Raw genomic sequence first — 15167 nt, 5'->3', positions numbered from 1 at the left:
GGTTGAAGGTCAAGATGGGACAGCCTCGCCGGGGGCTAGCGAATTTCGACTTCTCGAAGGTCATCCGCGCAGATTCTGTAGGGGGAAAAGATGAAATCGATCGTGCATCTCGCGTTCGGCGTTCTGCTGCTTTCTGCTGTGGCGTTCCACGCCGGCGCAACGGGGACGAACAAGCTATGCAACGGACGACAGACGGACATCGTCTTTGCTGTAATCCATGAGAATTCGGACGATTCGGGTTCGAGATGCGAGCTTCAGGGATCGCGGTGCTACGTGACGCTCCAAGGCTGGTACACCATGAGGCCGGGAGTCTGCATGGACGTCGACGTGGGAAATCAATGGGAATCCTATCTGTCGATCTTCGTCAAGGATACGGCGGCCGGCCAGTACAGGCCAGAAACCTTCCCAGTCAACGACAGGTTCTACGAGGACAGAAACGAGAAGAACTCCGGAGTCGTTAACGTCACCGCGTGCATGCCTGTCGGGCCGTTCAAGAAAAAGCTGCCTGGAGCGCTCGCGCCCATGCTGAATTCAGCAGTCGCATGCGATCCCGGCGAGGCGCTGCATCCGGTCAATTACGTCATGCGCGGCGGACCGCAAACCCACGTCGTGGTCACGTTGAACTAGTGGGCTGTAAAGATTGGATCGTTCGCCGTGTCGCCACGGTCGGTCCTTCGCCCGAAACGGCCTACGTCTCAGATCGGCCAGAAGCAGGTATTGGCGACAGGCCATTCTCCGGCAGCAGAAATTCACTGCCGCAAGGGCGAAGCCACACAAATCGATTGGCAGGACGCGGCGGGCTGGCCTACATTGGTCCTCCAACCACCATGAGGATCGCAACATGCCCATTCGCATCGCATCGCTGACCCACCGCATCGCGAAGAACGGCGCGATGCTTCACCAGGCGAAGATGGACCGCGTCCACTCGCTGGGGGCAGACCATGAGCCGTCCGAAGCCGAACAGGCGCTGGCCGAGGAGCGCCGCCTGCTCAAGGAGGAGCGTGCGAAGCGCCAAGCGCAAGCGCAACAGCCGAGGGCGAAGGCCGTCGACAAGCTGGTGAGGACGCACCACCCGCAGGCCAAGGAGAAGCCCAAGGAAAAAAAGGAGCCCAAGGAGGCCAAGGCTGGCAAGGCCCACAGGCCCTCGCGTGCCGAGAAGCACGCCGCGCAGGCGGCGGCCCTGCAGGCCGCGAGTAGAGCGCCGAAGAAGTCGGCGAAGACCTGAGAAAGCTCTCAGGCACCGCGCGGAGCGCGGACGCGCTCTTCCGAGTACAGGCGGAGTACGAATCGCCCTGCTTCGGTGTCGCGCAGGCCCCGAACCTCCTCGCGCATGGCAGGCGGCACTTCGTCGAGCACACGGTAAGCGGCACCGCATCCTGCAGGAAGCAGCATCGGTAACGCGAGCGCGGCAAACGTGAGATCCGCAGCCCTGAACCGATCGCCGACCAAGTACCGTCGCCCCTCGCGTTCGTCGACTTCCTCGAAGATCTCGCGTACGCGCAGCCTGGAACGTTCCGCGCTGTCTGGGGTGATCCGGAGTGTCCGCCTGCAGCAGACCCGCAGCTTAGCTGTGTGCGCCGAACAGCCGCATTCGCGGCGCCTGACGTTCGATCTTGGGTCGGCAGTATGCCTAGTTCGTAAGGCGCAAGCCGGCCATGACCAGCCAAACAATGTGGATGCCAGAAGCAGTCGTTGGTGGTTAACTCATGACCTGGATCCGTGAGCTCACGAGCGAAAGTGGTTCACCCTGCGGGTGCGGGTGATTCGAGGTAGTTTGGTAAACGCGAGACAGGTGCGGCGCGTTCATGCTGCTGTTGCAAACGCAGTCCCTGAATCTTTCGAATGCGCCCCTTCATCGTCAAGCAACTCGACTACGACCTTACGCCGGTGGCCGGCCTGGCGCTGGTGGGTCATTATCTGAATCGACTCGCACCGGTGTTCAAGCAACTCGATGCCGCATTGCCCGTGAGAAGTGGCGTTGCCAACAGCGACATCCTGCGCAGCTACCTGGGCCTGCTGGTGCAAGGCAAGTCGGACTTCGATGCGATCGAGAACTTCCGCGGCGATGCCTTCTTCAAGCAGGCGCTGGGCATCAAGCTGCTGCCCTCCAGCCCGACGCTGCGCCAGCGCATGGACGCCCGCGCTGTCGAGCTGTTTGACTTCCTGCCAGTGCTGATCGAGACGCTGCTGTCCGACGTGCGGCTCGACTATGGCGTCTTGCCTTGCGGCTGGCTGGCGCTGGACGTGGACACCTTCGCGATGGACAACGGCGGCACTGTCAAGGACGGCGTGGGCCGTACCTATGCAGGCGTCGATGGCTACTGTCCGCTGGCGGCGTACCTCGGCTCGCACGGGTTCTGCCTGGAGCTGGCGCTGCGCCCGGGCGTGCAGCACTCGGCGTCGGAGACGCAATTCAACTTCGAGCGTGTGATCCCGATGGCGCAGCGCCTGAGTGCGGCCGGTCCGAAGGCGCCGATCCTGGCGCGGCTGGACGCGGGCTTCGACTCCACAGCGCTGATGCGCGAGATCGAGTCGTACAACCGCGCAGGCGTGCCGCAGCTGAACTGGCTGATCAAGTGGAACCCGCGCACGAGCGACGTGGCGGCGCTGGCCGAGCGGCTTGAGGCCGACGCCACCACGCTCTGGGAGCATCCCCGCGCGGGCAAACGCGTGACGCTGTGGGAACAGGCGCTGGAGATCGAAGGCATCGAGCGGCCCCTGCGCCGCGTGCTGCGCCTGACCGAGCGCACCATCGATGCGCAGGGCCAGTTGTTGATCGAGCCCAAGCTCACGCTGGAGGGCTGGAGCACGAGCCTGAGCGCCAAACAGTTCGATGCGAAAGCCGTCATCGCGCTGTACGCCGACCACGGCACGCATGAGCAGTTCCACTCCGAATTCAAGACCGACCTCGATCTGGAGCGGCTGCCCTCGGGCAAGTTCGACACCAATTACGTCGTGTGCGAGCTGGCTGCGTTGGCGATGAACATCCTGCGCTTGATGGGCCAGGCCGGCCTGCATGGGCCGGATGCGCCGGTGCGCCATGCGGCCAAGCGCCGGCGCATCAAGACCGTGATGCAGGAACTCGTTTACCGCGCCGGGCGACTCATCGAACATGGTCGGCAATTGATCCTCGGGCTGGGGGCCAATGACCGTGCAGCAAGGGCCTTCGCGCGCGTACACGGCGAGTTGTTTGCCGCGTGCGGATAGCGCGACGCAAAGACGCCTGTTACTCCCCACGGATTCCAAAATCGTGCGTCCAACGCACGTTGCGGCGTCGGTGATGTGCCGCCAACCAAGTTCGAAGGCACAAACCACTTGCCCCGTGGAGCCAACTTGCCGGCGTCGTCCGTGTGCGCGGGCATCATCGGTCGCGATCTCGTGGCAGTGGGCATCACAGTCGAGCAGACTCGCTCAGCTCGTCACTGAGCTCACGGATTCAGGTCATGACATAAGCGGTGTACGCAGCAGCACCATCCGATGTGCCTGTCCGCGCGCGTCCAGGTCGAGCAGCTCATCGAGCAACGAGCTCAGGCGCGGTCAGTGGTGGCGGTCCGGGAGCCTCATTGGTTTTGCCAGGCGCCTCAGTGCTCTACCGCGAACAGCCGCCACTCGCCAGGGATACCCTTGAGGCTTTGCACTCCTCGATCCTGAAACACGAGCCCGGAACCTGCGACAAGATCCTTGACCGTGCCGGAGACCAGCACTTCGCCGGCGCGCGCCTGTGCAGCAACGCGTGCGCCGGTGTGCACAGCGATGCCGCCGACCTTGCCTCCCATCCATTCGCACTCGCCGGTGTGTAGCCCGGCGCGGATCTCGAGCCCGAGCGCACGCACCTCCTCGGAGATCGCACAGGCGCAACGCACGGCGCGCGCCGGCCCATCGAAGGCGGCGAGGAAGCCGTCGCCGGCGGTGTCGATCTCGCGGCCGCGAAAGTGCTCCAGCTCGTGGCGAATCAATGCGTGGTGGCTGTCGAGCAAATCGTGCCAGCGGCGGTCGCCGAGGCTGGCGGCGCGCTCGGTGGCGCCGACGATGTCGGTGAATAGGACGGTGGCCAGGAGCCGGTCAGGTTCCGCGTCGTGCCGAGCGCCGGTGAGGAATTCTTCGATCTCGTCGACGATAGCGTCGCAGTCGCAGCCCCAGGGAACGTGATCGATGCCGTGCAGTTCGACCAGCTTGGCTCCGGGGATGTGATCGGCCATGTAGCGGCTTGCGCCGAATTCGATCGTGCGGTCGTTGCTGCTGTGCAGCAGCAGCGTGGGCACGCGCACGGCCGGCAGGACATGCCGGATATCGATCTCCATGTTCATGCGCACCAGCGTTGCCGCGGCCGCCGGGCTGGCGCTGGCGCGCAACCAGCGGGCCCACCACCGTCGGTAGCGCTCGTCTTGGGCCAGACTAGGGCACCGGGCATCGATGCCTACCGGTCCGCCCCAGTCTCGTTCGATCTGGTCGGCAAATGCCAGGTGCTGCTCGGCCGTCGGCCCCCAGGGGTAGTCGGGCGCCCGTGTGCGTCGCGCGAAAGCGCCGCCCATGATGAGCGCCGAAGACCGTTCCGGATACGTGGCGGCGAACAGAGCGCACATCGCGCCCCCCTCGGAATAGCCGAACAAGGCCGCACGCTGCGAGCCGACCGCATCCATCACCGCGCGCACGTCGTCCATGCGAAGCTCGAGGCTTGGCATGTCGTTGACACGGTCGGACAGGCCGGTGCCCCGCTTGTCGAACAGGATCAGGCGGGAGAACGAGGCCAGCCGCGTCAGCAGCCGGGCCAGCGTCGGCTCCTCCCAGAAGACGTCGATATTCGACACCCAGCCGGGAACCAGCACCAGATCACGCGGACCGTTGCCGATCGCCTGGTAGGCGATGTTGACGCCACCGCTCCTCGCATATCGGGTTTCGGGAACCATAGAAGGTTGAGCCTCCGCACGCCGGTCCACTGGCACTTGTCCACGAGCGGGAGCTTGCCACAAAACGCACCGTCGCACCTTCGTGTTCAGCTCCCTGGCTCAAATGCGAACTCACAGTCTCGGCCAGGAACGGACATTCCTTCTCTTCCGTTGATGAAAATCATCCTGTCTCTCGGCCCCAATACCGGCTTCAGGTCGCGAACGCAGCCAGTGACCGGCCGGTTTCCGTGCGCGCAAGCAGGACGAGCACAACGCCGCCCTAGGTCGCGCGTTGGCCATTGGTGGCCCGCGCTGTCGAAACCGGCGCTAGACCCCCGCCACCGGATCCGCCGCCGCGAACCGCGGTTCGCGCTCCGCCTCGGCCTTCGCCGGTCCGAAGCTGAAGCTGGCATACCCATCCTGTACGGCCGCCGTCGTGTACTGACGGTAGGCATGGAAGCCCCCGGTGAAGAGCGTGAGCCCCTGCGGCTTGTCCTTCACATTCGCGCCTACCCACCAAGTCTTGGCCTTGTTGATCAGCGAGCGCTTGGCAAGGTTGCGCACGACGCCCATCCAGTCCTCCTCGGCCTTGGGGGTCGGCTCGATGGTGGTGAGGCCGTTCTTGTGCATATGGGTGATGGCCCCGGCGATCCAATCCACGTCGTGCTCGCTGATGCGGATGATGTTGGCGAGCGCCGCCGGACCGTTGGGGCCGGTGGTCATGAAGAGGTTCGGGATTCTTGTGCTCGTTCATGGTTGTCTTCTCGATCGATGAGTGGCGAGATCGGCTTCAGGCGAGCTTGTCCTTGAGCCGGTAATAGGCCCCTACCAGCGGCAGGAACCACGGTGGTCCGACATGCCCCGGGATCGCGGGCCAGTCGAAGTCTTTCCAGGGATTGAGTTCGGCGCGCCCGTCCATGACTTCCGCCATGATCGTCCCCATCAGGGTCGACATCTGGGTGCCGTGGCCGCTGTAGCCCATCGAGTAGTAGATGCCATTGCGCTCGCCGGCGCGTGGCAGGCGGTCACGCGTCATGTCGACCATGCCGCCCCAGCAATAGTCGATGCGCGCTTGGCGAAGGTCGGGAAAGACGTCGTGCAATGCCGCCTGCAGGATCGCGCCACTCTTCTCGTCGGAGGTCGGGTTGGAGACGGCGAAGCGGGCGCGTCCACCGAACAGCAGCCGGTTGTCGGGCGTCGTTCGGAAGTAGTTGACGAGATTCTTGGTATCGACCGCCATCCGGCGCCGCGGCAACAGCCGGTCGAGCGTCTCTGTCGGCAGGGGCTCGGTGACGATCAGGAACGCGCCGACCGGCACGATGCGGCGTCGAATCCAGCCCAGCGGCCCCGTCTGCGAGGTTCCGCTCGCCAGCAGAACCTGCTTGGCGTAGAGCCGGGCCTTCGGCGTTTCGATCTGGTGGCCTCCGCCGGGCGCGGGTCGCAGGCCCGTCATCGGCGCCTGCTCGTGGATCTCCACGCCACGCCGCGCTGCCGCTTCCGCCAGGCCGCGGACGAAGCGCCCGACATGCATGCCGGCGCCTTTACGGTAGATCAGCCCGCCGTGGAAGCGGTCCGACCCCACCTCGCCGGCAATGTCGGCGCGACTGACCATCTCCGTGTCGGGGTCGACGTTGGCCGCCAGCAGTTCCTGACTGCGCGCCAGCTTGTCGTAGTGCTCGGGCTTGGCCGCCAGCTTGATCTTGCCAACGCGCGCGAAGCTGCAGTCGATCTTCTCTTCCGCCACCAAGCGCTCGACCGTATCGACTCCGGCGTCGAAGGCCCGATAGAGCCGGTCGGCGACTTCCTTGCCGAGTTTGGCCGACATCGTGCCGTAGTCCTGGGCGAAGCCGTTGTTGCACATGCCGCCGTTGCGACCGGAGGCGGCGTGCCCGATGGTCTCGGCTTCCAGGAGTACGACGCGTGCACCCTTCTTGGCAAGCGCCAGCGCAGCCGAGCAGCCAGTCAGGCCGCCGCCGATCACCGCCACGTCGCAGCTGCCCTGCACCGGTCCTGCAGTGGCACTACGGAAGGGCTCCGAGGTGTCCAGCCAATACGAGGTCAGCTTCATAGCGGCCTTTCCGGGGTCTTCGAGCGCGGCATCGTGATGTCTCCTAATTGAACGACTGGTTGGCCAGCGCGAACATGCGTGCTGGCCCCGCCGGCGGGATGTGCGGCCCCTTGACCATGGTGGTGGCGTCACCGACCTGGCGCAGGCCGATGCTTTCGAGCCAGTCCCCGAGCTGCGAGGTGGCATCGGTGTCGACGCGGACGAAAACCTGGCCGAGATGTGCGAGCGCGGCTTCGATCAAGGCGCGCGCATCGGCCGCACTTTCGGCAACCACGGGACCGATGACGTGCCCGCGGCCGAACAGGCGTGAAATGGCAAAGCCGCGCGGCTCGCCGTCACGCACGAGCACGTGGCCGTCACCAGCCTGGATGAGCCGATCCAGCATCTGCCGCCTGGCCCAGCCCGTGGCCTGCTGGTCCAGACGCGCGACCGCCTCGACATCCGATGGAGTAGTCGCCCTGACCAGGCTGGCCGGTGGCGCCTGGTGGCGCTCGTCGGGAACGCCTTGATGCTGTTGGATGACGCCGATGCGGACAAAGCCGCGCCTTTCATAAAGCGCCAGACCTTCGGCCGTCGAGTTCAGCGTGATGGTCCGCGGGTGCGCCCCTGCCAGCAGCGCATCCATCAGCCGGGCACCGTGGCCACGGCCTTGGGCCGCGTTGGCGACGATGATCATCCCGGCTGAAGCATGGTCCTCGCCGTAGGCCCACCAGGCCGCAGTCGCGATCACCGTACCGGCGCCGTTGCGGAGCACGAAGCCCTGGCCGAGCTCGAGCGCGAGGGCCCAGTCCTCGAGCCGATAGGGCCAGGACATCTCCTGCGAAAGCTGGAGGGCGCTTTCCAGGTGTTCCGTGGCAAACGGGACCAGCACCACGTCTTCGTGGTCGTGGTGGCCGGACCGGGTCGCCATGGCGGTCATGGTTCGCGCACCGCGATGGCGTCGATCTCGACCAGGTACCCGTAGTGCAATTCTGGCACCGGAACCACGCTGCGCGCGGGGCACGCACCTGGCAGCATGGACGCATAGACCGCGTTGAAGCGGGCCCAGTTGGCGATGCCGACGATGTAGGCCGTCACCTTGACGATCTGTTGCGGCGAGCTGCCCGCGGCGTGCACGATCTCCAGCATGTTCTGGATCGCCTGCCTGGCCTGCGCCTCGAATCCGTCGTCGTCCAGCGCACGTCCATCCGGGCGGATCGGCAACTGGCCGGAAACGAAGACGTGGGCGCCCGAGACAATGGCCTGCGTGTAGTGACCTGCCGGCTTCGGCGCCCGGTCCGTCAGGATGCCGGTCGCGAACTGCTCGCCGCTCATCGCCAGCCCCCGAAACGCGACCACTCGGCTTCGACCCGGTCGGAAGCGCCGCGAACGACGTGATAAGCCCGGTGCTGGGCGCCTGTGGCGCAGGCGTGGTTCGGCAGGATCCGCACACGATCACCGATCGCGAGATCGGGCAGCTTGCCCCCCGAGCCGGGACGCACCGTGATGATCCCGTGCTCCTGGTTGGCGTCGGCAACGAGCAGGTCCGGATAGGGCACGCCGGCGGTGTCGCACACCTGCCCATAACCTTGGTCGATCGCCTGCCTGCGGGTGCCGCGGTCCTGCGATAGTGCCATCCAGCCGGCGTCGATCACGATCCATCCCTTGTCGCGCTGGTGGCCGATCACCGTCGCGAGTACCGACAGCGCGATGTCGTCGACCTGGCAGACACCGATACCGGCCATCACGAGATCGAAGAACACGAACACGCCCGCCCGCACTTCGGTGACGCCGGTGAGGTCGGTGGCGTTGTGCGCGGTCGGTGTGGAGCCGACGCTGACCACCGGACAGGGCAAGCCCGCCTCACGCAGGACGGTGGCGGCATCGACCACGCTGCGGCGCTCGACCTCGGCACATTCACCCAAGGCCTCGGCCCCACGGGCCGAATAACTTGCGCCGGCGTGCGTGATCACGCCCCGCAGTTCCGCGCCGTCTTCGAGGGCGTGGCCGATGTCCAGCAGCAGCTGCCGGTCGGTCGGCAGCACGCCGGAGCGGTGGCCGTCGCAGTCGATCTCGATCAGCGCCGGAATGCGCGTGCCGGCCTGGCGCGAGGCCCGGGCAACCGCTTGCGCCTGCTCCACGGTGTCCAGCACCACGGTCACGTCGGCGCCCCCGGCGCGCAGCGCCAGCACCTGTGGCAGTTTCGATGGCGCGATGCCGACGGCGTAGACGATGTCCCGCACGCCGGCCGCCGCGAACTGCTCGGCTTCAAGAAGCGTCGAAACGGTTGCCGGACCCGACGGCGACGTCATGACGCGGCGCGCGACGTCCACCGACTTGGACGTCTTGAGGTGGGGACGCAGCGTGACGCCCAGGCCGTCCAGCCTGGCTTTCAGGCGTGCGATGTTCCGCTCCATCCTCTCAGCGTCGAGGACGAGGCAAGGCGTCGCCAGTTCCCCCAGCGTCGTTGCGGTCTGTTCGGCTTGCGCCTGCTTCATGGCTAAGGGCTGGCCCAATGTCGTGCTCCGAGTTGTGCTTGTCCGATGCGGCCTGCTGGATGCGGGCCGGCACCGACCAAGTGAGATGACCGGATGTTGCGCCTGATCGATTCAACCTACAATTTATCGAACCTGCATAGCGAGTTAAGGTCCCACTAAATGATCAGCTCTGAGGATCTGCGCTTCTTCAACATGCTGGCCCAGTCCGCGTCGCTCGCTGAAGCTGCCCGGAAGATGGATGTCACGCCGCCGGCCGTCACCCAGCGCCTGCAAGCGCTGGAAGCACGGATTGGCATCCGGCTGATCGACCGTTCCGGCCGCAGGATGGTCCTCACCGATGAAGGCGATTTGGTCGCATCGCACGGGACGATCGTGGCCGATGCGATGGAGGCGCTGTCCGAGGCATTGGCCAATCGCAAGAAGGCCGTCAGCGGGCATCTACGCATAGCCGCCCCGCATGGCTTCGGCCGGCTGCATGTCGCACCCGTGGTCGATGCGTTTGCAAAAGCGCACCCTGGCGTGACGGTCACCCTGGACCTTGCCGACCATCCCGGCGCGCACCTGGTCGAGAGCAGCGACGTCATCGTCCACATCGGACCGCCTGGCGCCCAAAACCAGATCGTCACGACGCTGGCACCGAACCGACGCATCCTCTGCGCCAGCCCGGACTATCTCGCCAGTGCTTCGCCGATTCAGTCGCCTTCAGATTTGCTGCGGCATCGATGCCTGGTGGTGAGAGAGAACGACGAGGACGTCACACTGTGGCGCTTCGTGCACGCTTCCCGCGAGCCGGAGACGGTCCGGATCCGTCCCACCATGTGCAGCAATGACGGCGCGGTGGTGCGCGACTGGGCGGTCACAGGGCAGGGTGTCGCGATGCGGTCGGAGTGGAACGTCGCTGCCGATCTGGCAGCCGGTCGGCTCAAGCGGGTGCTCGCGAGCTGGGATGTTCCTGCCGCCGACGTCGTCGCCATGCTGGGCACCCGCTTCGGGCGAAGTGCGCGGGCAACGGCCTTTCTGGCGATGCTGCGCCAATCTCTTGCGCCGCCACCTTGGAGGCGAAGGACCGTGCGATGACGCCGGGACTAAATGCTGCTGGTCGCTGTTCTTCCTTCAATGCCCGCTTAGGGTTTGTATTGCAGACATCTTCAAGGTGCATGCCAACGTCATTCTTCCGCGATTGATCAGCACGATGGGGCTCAAGCCAGAGCCCCATACACGCTGCCACACTTGACGTCAGAATGCGTGACGCAGCCCGAAGTCGTAGCCCGTAGCGCTGCGCGGCGCCAAACCCGCCACGCCCGAACCCGTAGACAAGAAGGCAGGGCCCCCAAGCCCGACGGCCATGATTGCAGGGTTGTTCTGCCCGTTCTTGATCCGAGCGCGAGCCACCGTGGCGTAGAGCGCGGTGCGCTTCGACAGGTTGTGGACGTAGCCGAGCGCGAGCTTGTTCACCGACGCGTCGCGGTCCAGTGCCGACAACGTCGGCGCGGCGGAACTCGGGTCGTTCTTGAACTTGACGCGAGCGTACGACGCCTTCAGAACGCCAGCACCGACGGGGACCGTCATGCCGATCATGGCGCCGTTGTACTCGTCATTGTCTTTGAAGGTGAGTCTGCCGGCACTCAAGGGAGCGGTGGTGGTCTCAGCCTTGTCCTTGACCTGCGACAACTCGCCCATCAGCTTGAGGACACCAAAATCGTAGGACGCGCCCAAGTTGATTGTGCGCAGTTTCTCGGAAAGCCGGGTGCCGGCCACGACCCCGGCCTCGCTGATCAACAAGGTGTCGGCTGCCGTGCTTTGTCCGTAGGCAACCGCCATATCGAGCGGGCCGCTTGCATAGCCGAACCGCCCGCCGTAGTAGCGGCCACGTTGGGACGGGCTGTCGGACAGGTAGCTGTATTTCACGTTCTCAGGAAGGGCGTACATGACCTGACCGTAGAAACCGCCGAGATCGCGAGGCAGGAAGTAACCCACGCTGTTGGACGCCCGAATCGCGTTGTCATTCGCGGCAATGGCGGAGCCCGGGCCGCGCGCCGTGGCGATGTTGCCGCTGATGCTCTTGATGAGGTTTTCGCCGACGCCGACTGCACCCATCGGATCGAACACGCTCTCGTTCCAGTAGGTCGGAACATAGTCCCGGCCGAGCCTGAGTTCACCGAATCCGCCGGACAGGCTCACCGTTGAGCGACGGCTGAACGAGGTCAGTCCGTTTGCGCCGCTGTCCTGGTTGAAGCCCGACTCGAGCCAGAATCCTGCTGCCAGTCCCCCGCCCAGATCTTCGGTGCCACGGAAGCCGACACGACTCGACGAGTTGGCGCCGCTCGACAGGACGGTTTGGGAGCGCGTTGCTTCTGCCACGGCGAGAGCTGATGGCGGCGGGAGCGTCCCCGTGTTGTTGTAGAAGGAACTCTTCACGCTGTAGTGACTGACCGCCGAATCAGCGACGCCGAAAAGCGTCAAGGACGACTGCGCCGAAGCAGCGCCCGAAGCAGCCAGCGCCGCAAAGGTGATCAAGGACTTACGCATAGCAAGTGTCTCCAAGGGACGGACAAGGATTACCGGCGCCTCGCAACGCCGGTGGTGGATGCGGCAACGTGCCGCAAGATGGTTCGGCAACGAGTGCCGGGTCTGGGTGATTCGGCCGATCAATCCGCCGCAAGCAGACGGATGTCTTGCGGCGCGAGGCCGCCCTCGTCCACCACGTCCTGCCAACGACCGAACTCGTGCCGAACGCGTTCTCTCAGTGCAGAGGGCGGACCGGCCTCGACCCTGGCGCCTTGGCGTTCGAATCGGGCAACCACTTGCGGATTGGCGAGAACCTCGTTGAGGGCGCGGTTGATCTGCGCGACCACCGCGGGCGAGGTGCGTGCAGGGGCAAACAGCCCATACCACTGCGAGACATCGACCCCTTCGATGCCTGATTCCGAGAGCGTAGGCACCGCAGGCAACGCTTCGAGACGCGCCGGGGCCGCAACGGCGAGGGCGCGCAGCCGGCCGTCGAGGATGAAGGGATGCGCGGTGAACAGGCTCGGAAACATGACCTGCGAGCGACCATCGAGTGTGTCCACGATCGCAGGCGCTGCACCCTCATGGGTTCTACCTTCCATCCTCGTGCCCGTGTTGAGTTGGAACAGCTCCGCCGCGAAGTGTGGCGGCGTACCGTCACCGGCCGACGCGTATCTGATGCTGCCCGGCCCGCTGCGCAGACGCTGCAGGAGGCTGCGAACGGTGTCGAAGCCGGCGTGCTGGTTGGCCACCATCAGGGTCGGCGACGATCCGATCAACCCGACCGGCTCAAAGTCTTTGACAGGGTGGTAGCCCAGCTTCTGGAGTGCGGGGTTCATGGCGTGGGTGCCCACGTAGCCGAACATGAGGGTGTGGCCGTCCGGTTCTGCCCTGGCCACATACTCGCTCGCGATGGCACCATTTGCGCCGGCCCGGTTGTCCACGAGAACTTCTTGGCCGAGCATCGGCTTCAGTTCGGCCGCGATGATCCTGGCCATCGTGTCGTTGCCGCCGCCCGCACGGGTCGGCACGATGATGGTGATCGGTTTGCGCGGGAACGTGGCCGACTGACGCGCAACGGCCTCAGGGCGCGTAAAGACATAGTCGGGCAACTGCATCTCGCCCTGCATGATCTTTCTGGCGGTACGCACCAGCGCCGCCGCTTTCACGGTCGCATCGTCCGCCCGACCCGCAAGCTCGACTTCCACGTCGATCTGCCCTGCCGGGTGCAGGAGAACCAGGTTGTGACGGCCTGGCTCGCGAGCAGAGGTACTGGCGACGGTGCCCGGGAGTGCGAAGGCGCTGAGAACGCCGATCGCACCAGTCACCGCATGCGAAGCATGGCAGCGGCGTGGGGTGAAGTAGCGCGAGGTGATGCTGTCCGGCGAGTCTCCTGCGCTGACCAGCACCGGCTTGGGAATGACGCTGCCCGAAACATCCCCGAGTCCCATCAACAGGCCGGCCTGAAGACGCAGCTTCTCGAGCCGCTCCAGCAGTACCGTATTCGAATCGAGCGCCCCGGGCTTTTCGCCGCCGGTGACGCCCAGGTCACGCGCGCGCACGATCATCAGCGGCATCGCCGCATCGATGCACGTCACCTCGATATCGTCGATCGTGTCGATCCGCCGACCGGTCGGAAAGACCTTGCCCGTCACGGCACCCCACGCGTCCAGGAAGTTCAGGAGGATTGGTGCAGCCGTACCGGCCACGCCATCGATGCGCGCATCTCCCTCGTAGGTGACGCGCTTGCCGGGCGTCCTGACCGTGACGTCGATGCGCGATCGCGTGTTGACATTGAAGACGCGTACCCGCGTCACCCCGTCCTGCGCCTTGACCAGCCCCTGCTCGATTGCGAAGGGCGCGACGCCCGACAGCATGTTGCCGCAGTTCGGCCGCGTGTCGACGGAACGGTGTCCGACTCCCACCTGCGCGAACAGGTAGTCCAGATCGCAGCCCGGTTCCTTTGAACGGGAAACGATGGCGACCTTGCTGTTGAGGGTGCTGCCGCCGCCCAAGCCGTCGAGCTGCAGCGGATCGGAGGCACCGATCGCGCCGATCAGCGCCTGGTCGCGCTCCTCGTCGCTTTCAGGCAGCCACTCCCTCAGGAAGAAAGGGCCGCGCGAGGTACCCGCACGCATCAGCACGCAGGGAATGGTCCTGCTCATCTCAGTCGGCCGAAAGCTTTGCCGCCTGGACCACCTTCTTCCACTTGACCTGCTCCTGCTGCACATAGGTGCGCATCTGCTCGGAAGTCATGGTTTCAACCTCGGCGCCGTGGTCCTCCAGCTTCTTGATGACGCCCTTGTCGGCCAAGGCCGCATTGAGCACCTTGTTGAGTTGCTCGATCACGGGCTTCGGAGTCTTGGCTGGCGCGAAGATACCGTACCACTGCGAAACATCCACGTTGTCGACGCCCTGCTCCTTGAGCGTCGGCACGTCCGGCATCTGCGGCGAACGCTTGGTACCGGCTACGCCGATCGCCTTGAGCTTGCCGGCTTTGACGTAGGGCATGGCAGTGAAGAGGCTCGGGAACATCACCTGTGTCTGGCCGCCGATCGTGTCGGTGATCGCAGGCGCCGATCCCTTGTACGGTACGTGAAGCATGCTGGTGCCCGTCGACAGCTTGAACATCTCAGCGGCGAAATGCGGTGCCGTTCCGTTGCCAGCAGACGCGTAGCTCGTCTTGTCGGGGGCGGCCTTGAGCGCGGCGACCAGTTCTTTCGCATTGTTCGCTTTGACCGAAGGGGTCACGACCATCAGCGTCGCGGACGTGCCGACCATGGCCACGGGCTCGAAGTCCTTCACCGGGTCGTAGCGCAGCTTCTGCAGTGCGGGATTCATCGCATGCGTGGCCACATAGCCGAGCATCAGCGTGTAGCCATCCGGCGCGGCGCGCATGACGAACTCGCTGGCAATCGCGCCGTTGGCGCCCGCCTTGTTGTCGACGACGACCGGTTGCTTGAGGGCGGCCGACATCGCCTGGCCGATGACTCGCGCCATCGCGTCGTTGGCGCCCCCGGCGGCGGTCGGCACGACGATGGTGATCGATTTTTCGGGATAGGCGGCGAGCGCGCCGCTGCAGAAGAGCACAGCCGCCGAGGCCAAGGCACACAGGACGGGTGCGTTGTGAAGTTGCATTGATGTCTCCGATGGTTGAAAGATTGGCATCCAGGTCGCTTCCTTGACCGTGGACCTATGGTCTTCGGTTCGATGCTTGCTGTGAATTGC

13 protein-coding genes are annotated in these 15167 nt (G+C 65.2%); 4 read left to right on the top strand and 9 right to left on the bottom strand.

The genetic code is table 11. The annotated features are described in order from the left end of the window. The first annotated feature begins 90 nt into the window (after window positions 1-90). The 3 genes from ACSQ9I_RS32280 to ACSQ9I_RS32270 all read left to right on the top strand — a co-directional run bounded on the left by ACSQ9I_RS32280 (window position 91) and on the right by ACSQ9I_RS32270 (window position 3207). Window positions 91-627, top strand: a complete 537-nt coding sequence (locus tag ACSQ9I_RS32280) for a hypothetical protein (protein WP_436316114.1) — start codon at window positions 91-93, stop codon at window positions 625-627. 214 nt (window positions 628-841) lie between these two features. Continuing rightward, on the top strand, window positions 842-1225 hold the full coding sequence (locus tag ACSQ9I_RS32275) for a hypothetical protein (RefSeq protein ID WP_436304951.1): 384 nt from the start codon (window positions 842-844) through the stop codon (window positions 1223-1225). A 617-nt stretch (window positions 1226-1842) separates the two neighbouring features. Further along, a complete protein-coding gene (locus tag ACSQ9I_RS32270; protein ID WP_436298218.1) occupies window positions 1843-3207 on the top strand; it encodes an IS1380 family transposase in 1365 nt (454 codons plus the stop codon). Window positions 3208-3581: 374 nt separating this feature from the next. Here the strand turns inward: ACSQ9I_RS32270 and ACSQ9I_RS32265 are convergent, their stop codons facing one another. The 6 genes from ACSQ9I_RS32265 to ACSQ9I_RS32240 all read right to left on the bottom strand — a co-directional run bounded on the left by ACSQ9I_RS32265 (window position 3582) and on the right by ACSQ9I_RS32240 (window position 9431). Beyond that, window positions 3582-4907 (bottom strand): adenylate/guanylate cyclase domain-containing protein, encoded by a 1326-nt coding sequence (locus ACSQ9I_RS32265; protein ID WP_436316113.1) that lies wholly within the window; start codon window positions 4905-4907, stop codon window positions 3582-3584. A 306-nt stretch (window positions 4908-5213) separates the two neighbouring features. Continuing rightward, on the bottom strand, window positions 5214-5609 hold the full coding sequence (locus ACSQ9I_RS32260; protein WP_436316112.1) for a hypothetical protein: 396 nt from the start codon (window positions 5607-5609) through the stop codon (window positions 5214-5216). A 67-nt stretch (window positions 5610-5676) separates the two neighbouring features. After that, window positions 5677-6954, bottom strand: coding sequence for an NAD(P)/FAD-dependent oxidoreductase (locus ACSQ9I_RS32255; RefSeq protein WP_436316111.1), 1278 nt, complete (start codon window positions 6952-6954; stop codon window positions 5677-5679). A 43-nt stretch (window positions 6955-6997) separates the two neighbouring features. Next, complete coding sequence (locus tag ACSQ9I_RS32250; protein ID WP_436316110.1) at window positions 6998-7873, bottom strand: GNAT family N-acetyltransferase; 876 nt, start codon at window positions 7871-7873, stop codon at window positions 6998-7000. Further along, a complete protein-coding gene (locus ACSQ9I_RS32245; RefSeq protein WP_436316109.1) occupies window positions 7870-8268 on the bottom strand; it encodes a RidA family protein in 399 nt (132 codons plus the stop codon). Before ACSQ9I_RS32245 ends, ACSQ9I_RS32250 begins: the two co-directional genes overlap by 4 nt. Continuing rightward, window positions 8265-9431 carry a DSD1 family PLP-dependent enzyme gene (locus ACSQ9I_RS32240; RefSeq protein WP_436316108.1) on the bottom strand — a complete coding sequence of 389 codons (1167 nt, stop codon included), beginning with the start codon at window positions 9429-9431 and terminating at the stop codon, window positions 8265-8267. Before ACSQ9I_RS32240 ends, ACSQ9I_RS32245 begins: the two co-directional genes overlap by 4 nt. 159 nt (window positions 9432-9590) lie before the next feature. Between ACSQ9I_RS32240 and ACSQ9I_RS32235 the strand changes: the two genes are divergently transcribed. Further along, window positions 9591-10508, top strand: a complete 918-nt coding sequence (locus tag ACSQ9I_RS32235; protein WP_436307354.1) for a LysR family transcriptional regulator — start codon at window positions 9591-9593, stop codon at window positions 10506-10508. Between the two features lie 159 nt (window positions 10509-10667). Here ACSQ9I_RS32235 and ACSQ9I_RS32230 read toward each other — a convergent pair whose 3' ends face one another. The 3 genes from ACSQ9I_RS32230 to ACSQ9I_RS32220 all read right to left on the bottom strand — a co-directional run bounded on the left by ACSQ9I_RS32230 (window position 10668) and on the right by ACSQ9I_RS32220 (window position 15077). Continuing rightward, window positions 10668-11960 carry a porin gene (locus ACSQ9I_RS32230; RefSeq protein ID WP_436316107.1) on the bottom strand — a complete coding sequence of 431 codons (1293 nt, stop codon included), beginning with the start codon at window positions 11958-11960 and terminating at the stop codon, window positions 10668-10670. Window positions 11961-12079: 119 nt separating this feature from the next. Continuing rightward, window positions 12080-14104: a 4-oxalomesaconate tautomerase gene (locus tag ACSQ9I_RS32225; RefSeq protein ID WP_436316106.1), complete on the bottom strand. Its 2025-nt coding sequence runs from the start codon at window positions 14102-14104 to the stop codon at window positions 12080-12082. A gap of 1 nt (window position 14105) precedes the next feature. Beyond that, a complete protein-coding gene (locus tag ACSQ9I_RS32220; protein ID WP_436317091.1) occupies window positions 14106-15077 on the bottom strand; it encodes a Bug family tripartite tricarboxylate transporter substrate binding protein in 972 nt (323 codons plus the stop codon). Window positions 15078-15167: the final 90 nt, after the last annotated feature.

Origin of the sequence: Variovorax sp. LjRoot84, from assembly GCF_964254305.1 — a bacterium.
Classification (GTDB): Bacteria; Pseudomonadota; Gammaproteobacteria; order Burkholderiales; family Burkholderiaceae_C; genus Variovorax.
Note: the sequence above shows the minus strand (reverse complement) of the source record. Positions and strands in the feature narration are given on the sequence as shown.

Excerpts from the sequence above, each read along its gene's own strand:
- ACSQ9I_RS32280 (WP_436316114.1), top strand. The coding sequence starts at position 91 with ATGAAATCGATCGTGCATCTCGCGTTCGGCGTTCTGCTGCTTTCTGCT.
- ACSQ9I_RS32275 (WP_436304951.1), top strand. The coding sequence starts at position 842 with ATGCCCATTCGCATCGCATCGCTGACCCACCGCATCGCGAAGAACGGC.
- ACSQ9I_RS32270 (WP_436298218.1), top strand. The coding sequence starts at position 1,843 with ATGCGCCCCTTCATCGTCAAGCAACTCGACTACGACCTTACGCCGGTG.
- ACSQ9I_RS32265 (WP_436316113.1), bottom strand. The coding sequence starts at position 4,907 with ATGGTTCCCGAAACCCGATATGCGAGGAGCGGTGGCGTCAACATCGCC.
- ACSQ9I_RS32260 (WP_436316112.1), bottom strand. The coding sequence starts at position 5,609 with ATGACCACCGGCCCCAACGGTCCGGCGGCGCTCGCCAACATCATCCGC.
- ACSQ9I_RS32255 (WP_436316111.1), bottom strand. The coding sequence starts at position 6,954 with ATGAAGCTGACCTCGTATTGGCTGGACACCTCGGAGCCCTTCCGTAGT.
- ACSQ9I_RS32250 (WP_436316110.1), bottom strand. The coding sequence starts at position 7,873 with ATGACCGCCATGGCGACCCGGTCCGGCCACCACGACCACGAAGACGTG.
- ACSQ9I_RS32245 (WP_436316109.1), bottom strand. The coding sequence starts at position 8,268 with ATGAGCGGCGAGCAGTTCGCGACCGGCATCCTGACGGACCGGGCGCCG.
- ACSQ9I_RS32240 (WP_436316108.1), bottom strand. The coding sequence starts at position 9,431 with ATGAAGCAGGCGCAAGCCGAACAGACCGCAACGACGCTGGGGGAACTG.
- ACSQ9I_RS32235 (WP_436307354.1), top strand. The coding sequence starts at position 9,591 with ATGATCAGCTCTGAGGATCTGCGCTTCTTCAACATGCTGGCCCAGTCC.
- ACSQ9I_RS32230 (WP_436316107.1), bottom strand. The coding sequence starts at position 11,960 with ATGCGTAAGTCCTTGATCACCTTTGCGGCGCTGGCTGCTTCGGGCGCT.
- ACSQ9I_RS32225 (WP_436316106.1), bottom strand. The coding sequence starts at position 14,104 with ATGAGCAGGACCATTCCCTGCGTGCTGATGCGTGCGGGTACCTCGCGC.
- ACSQ9I_RS32220 (WP_436317091.1), bottom strand. The coding sequence starts at position 15,077 with ATGCAACTTCACAACGCACCCGTCCTGTGTGCCTTGGCCTCGGCGGCT.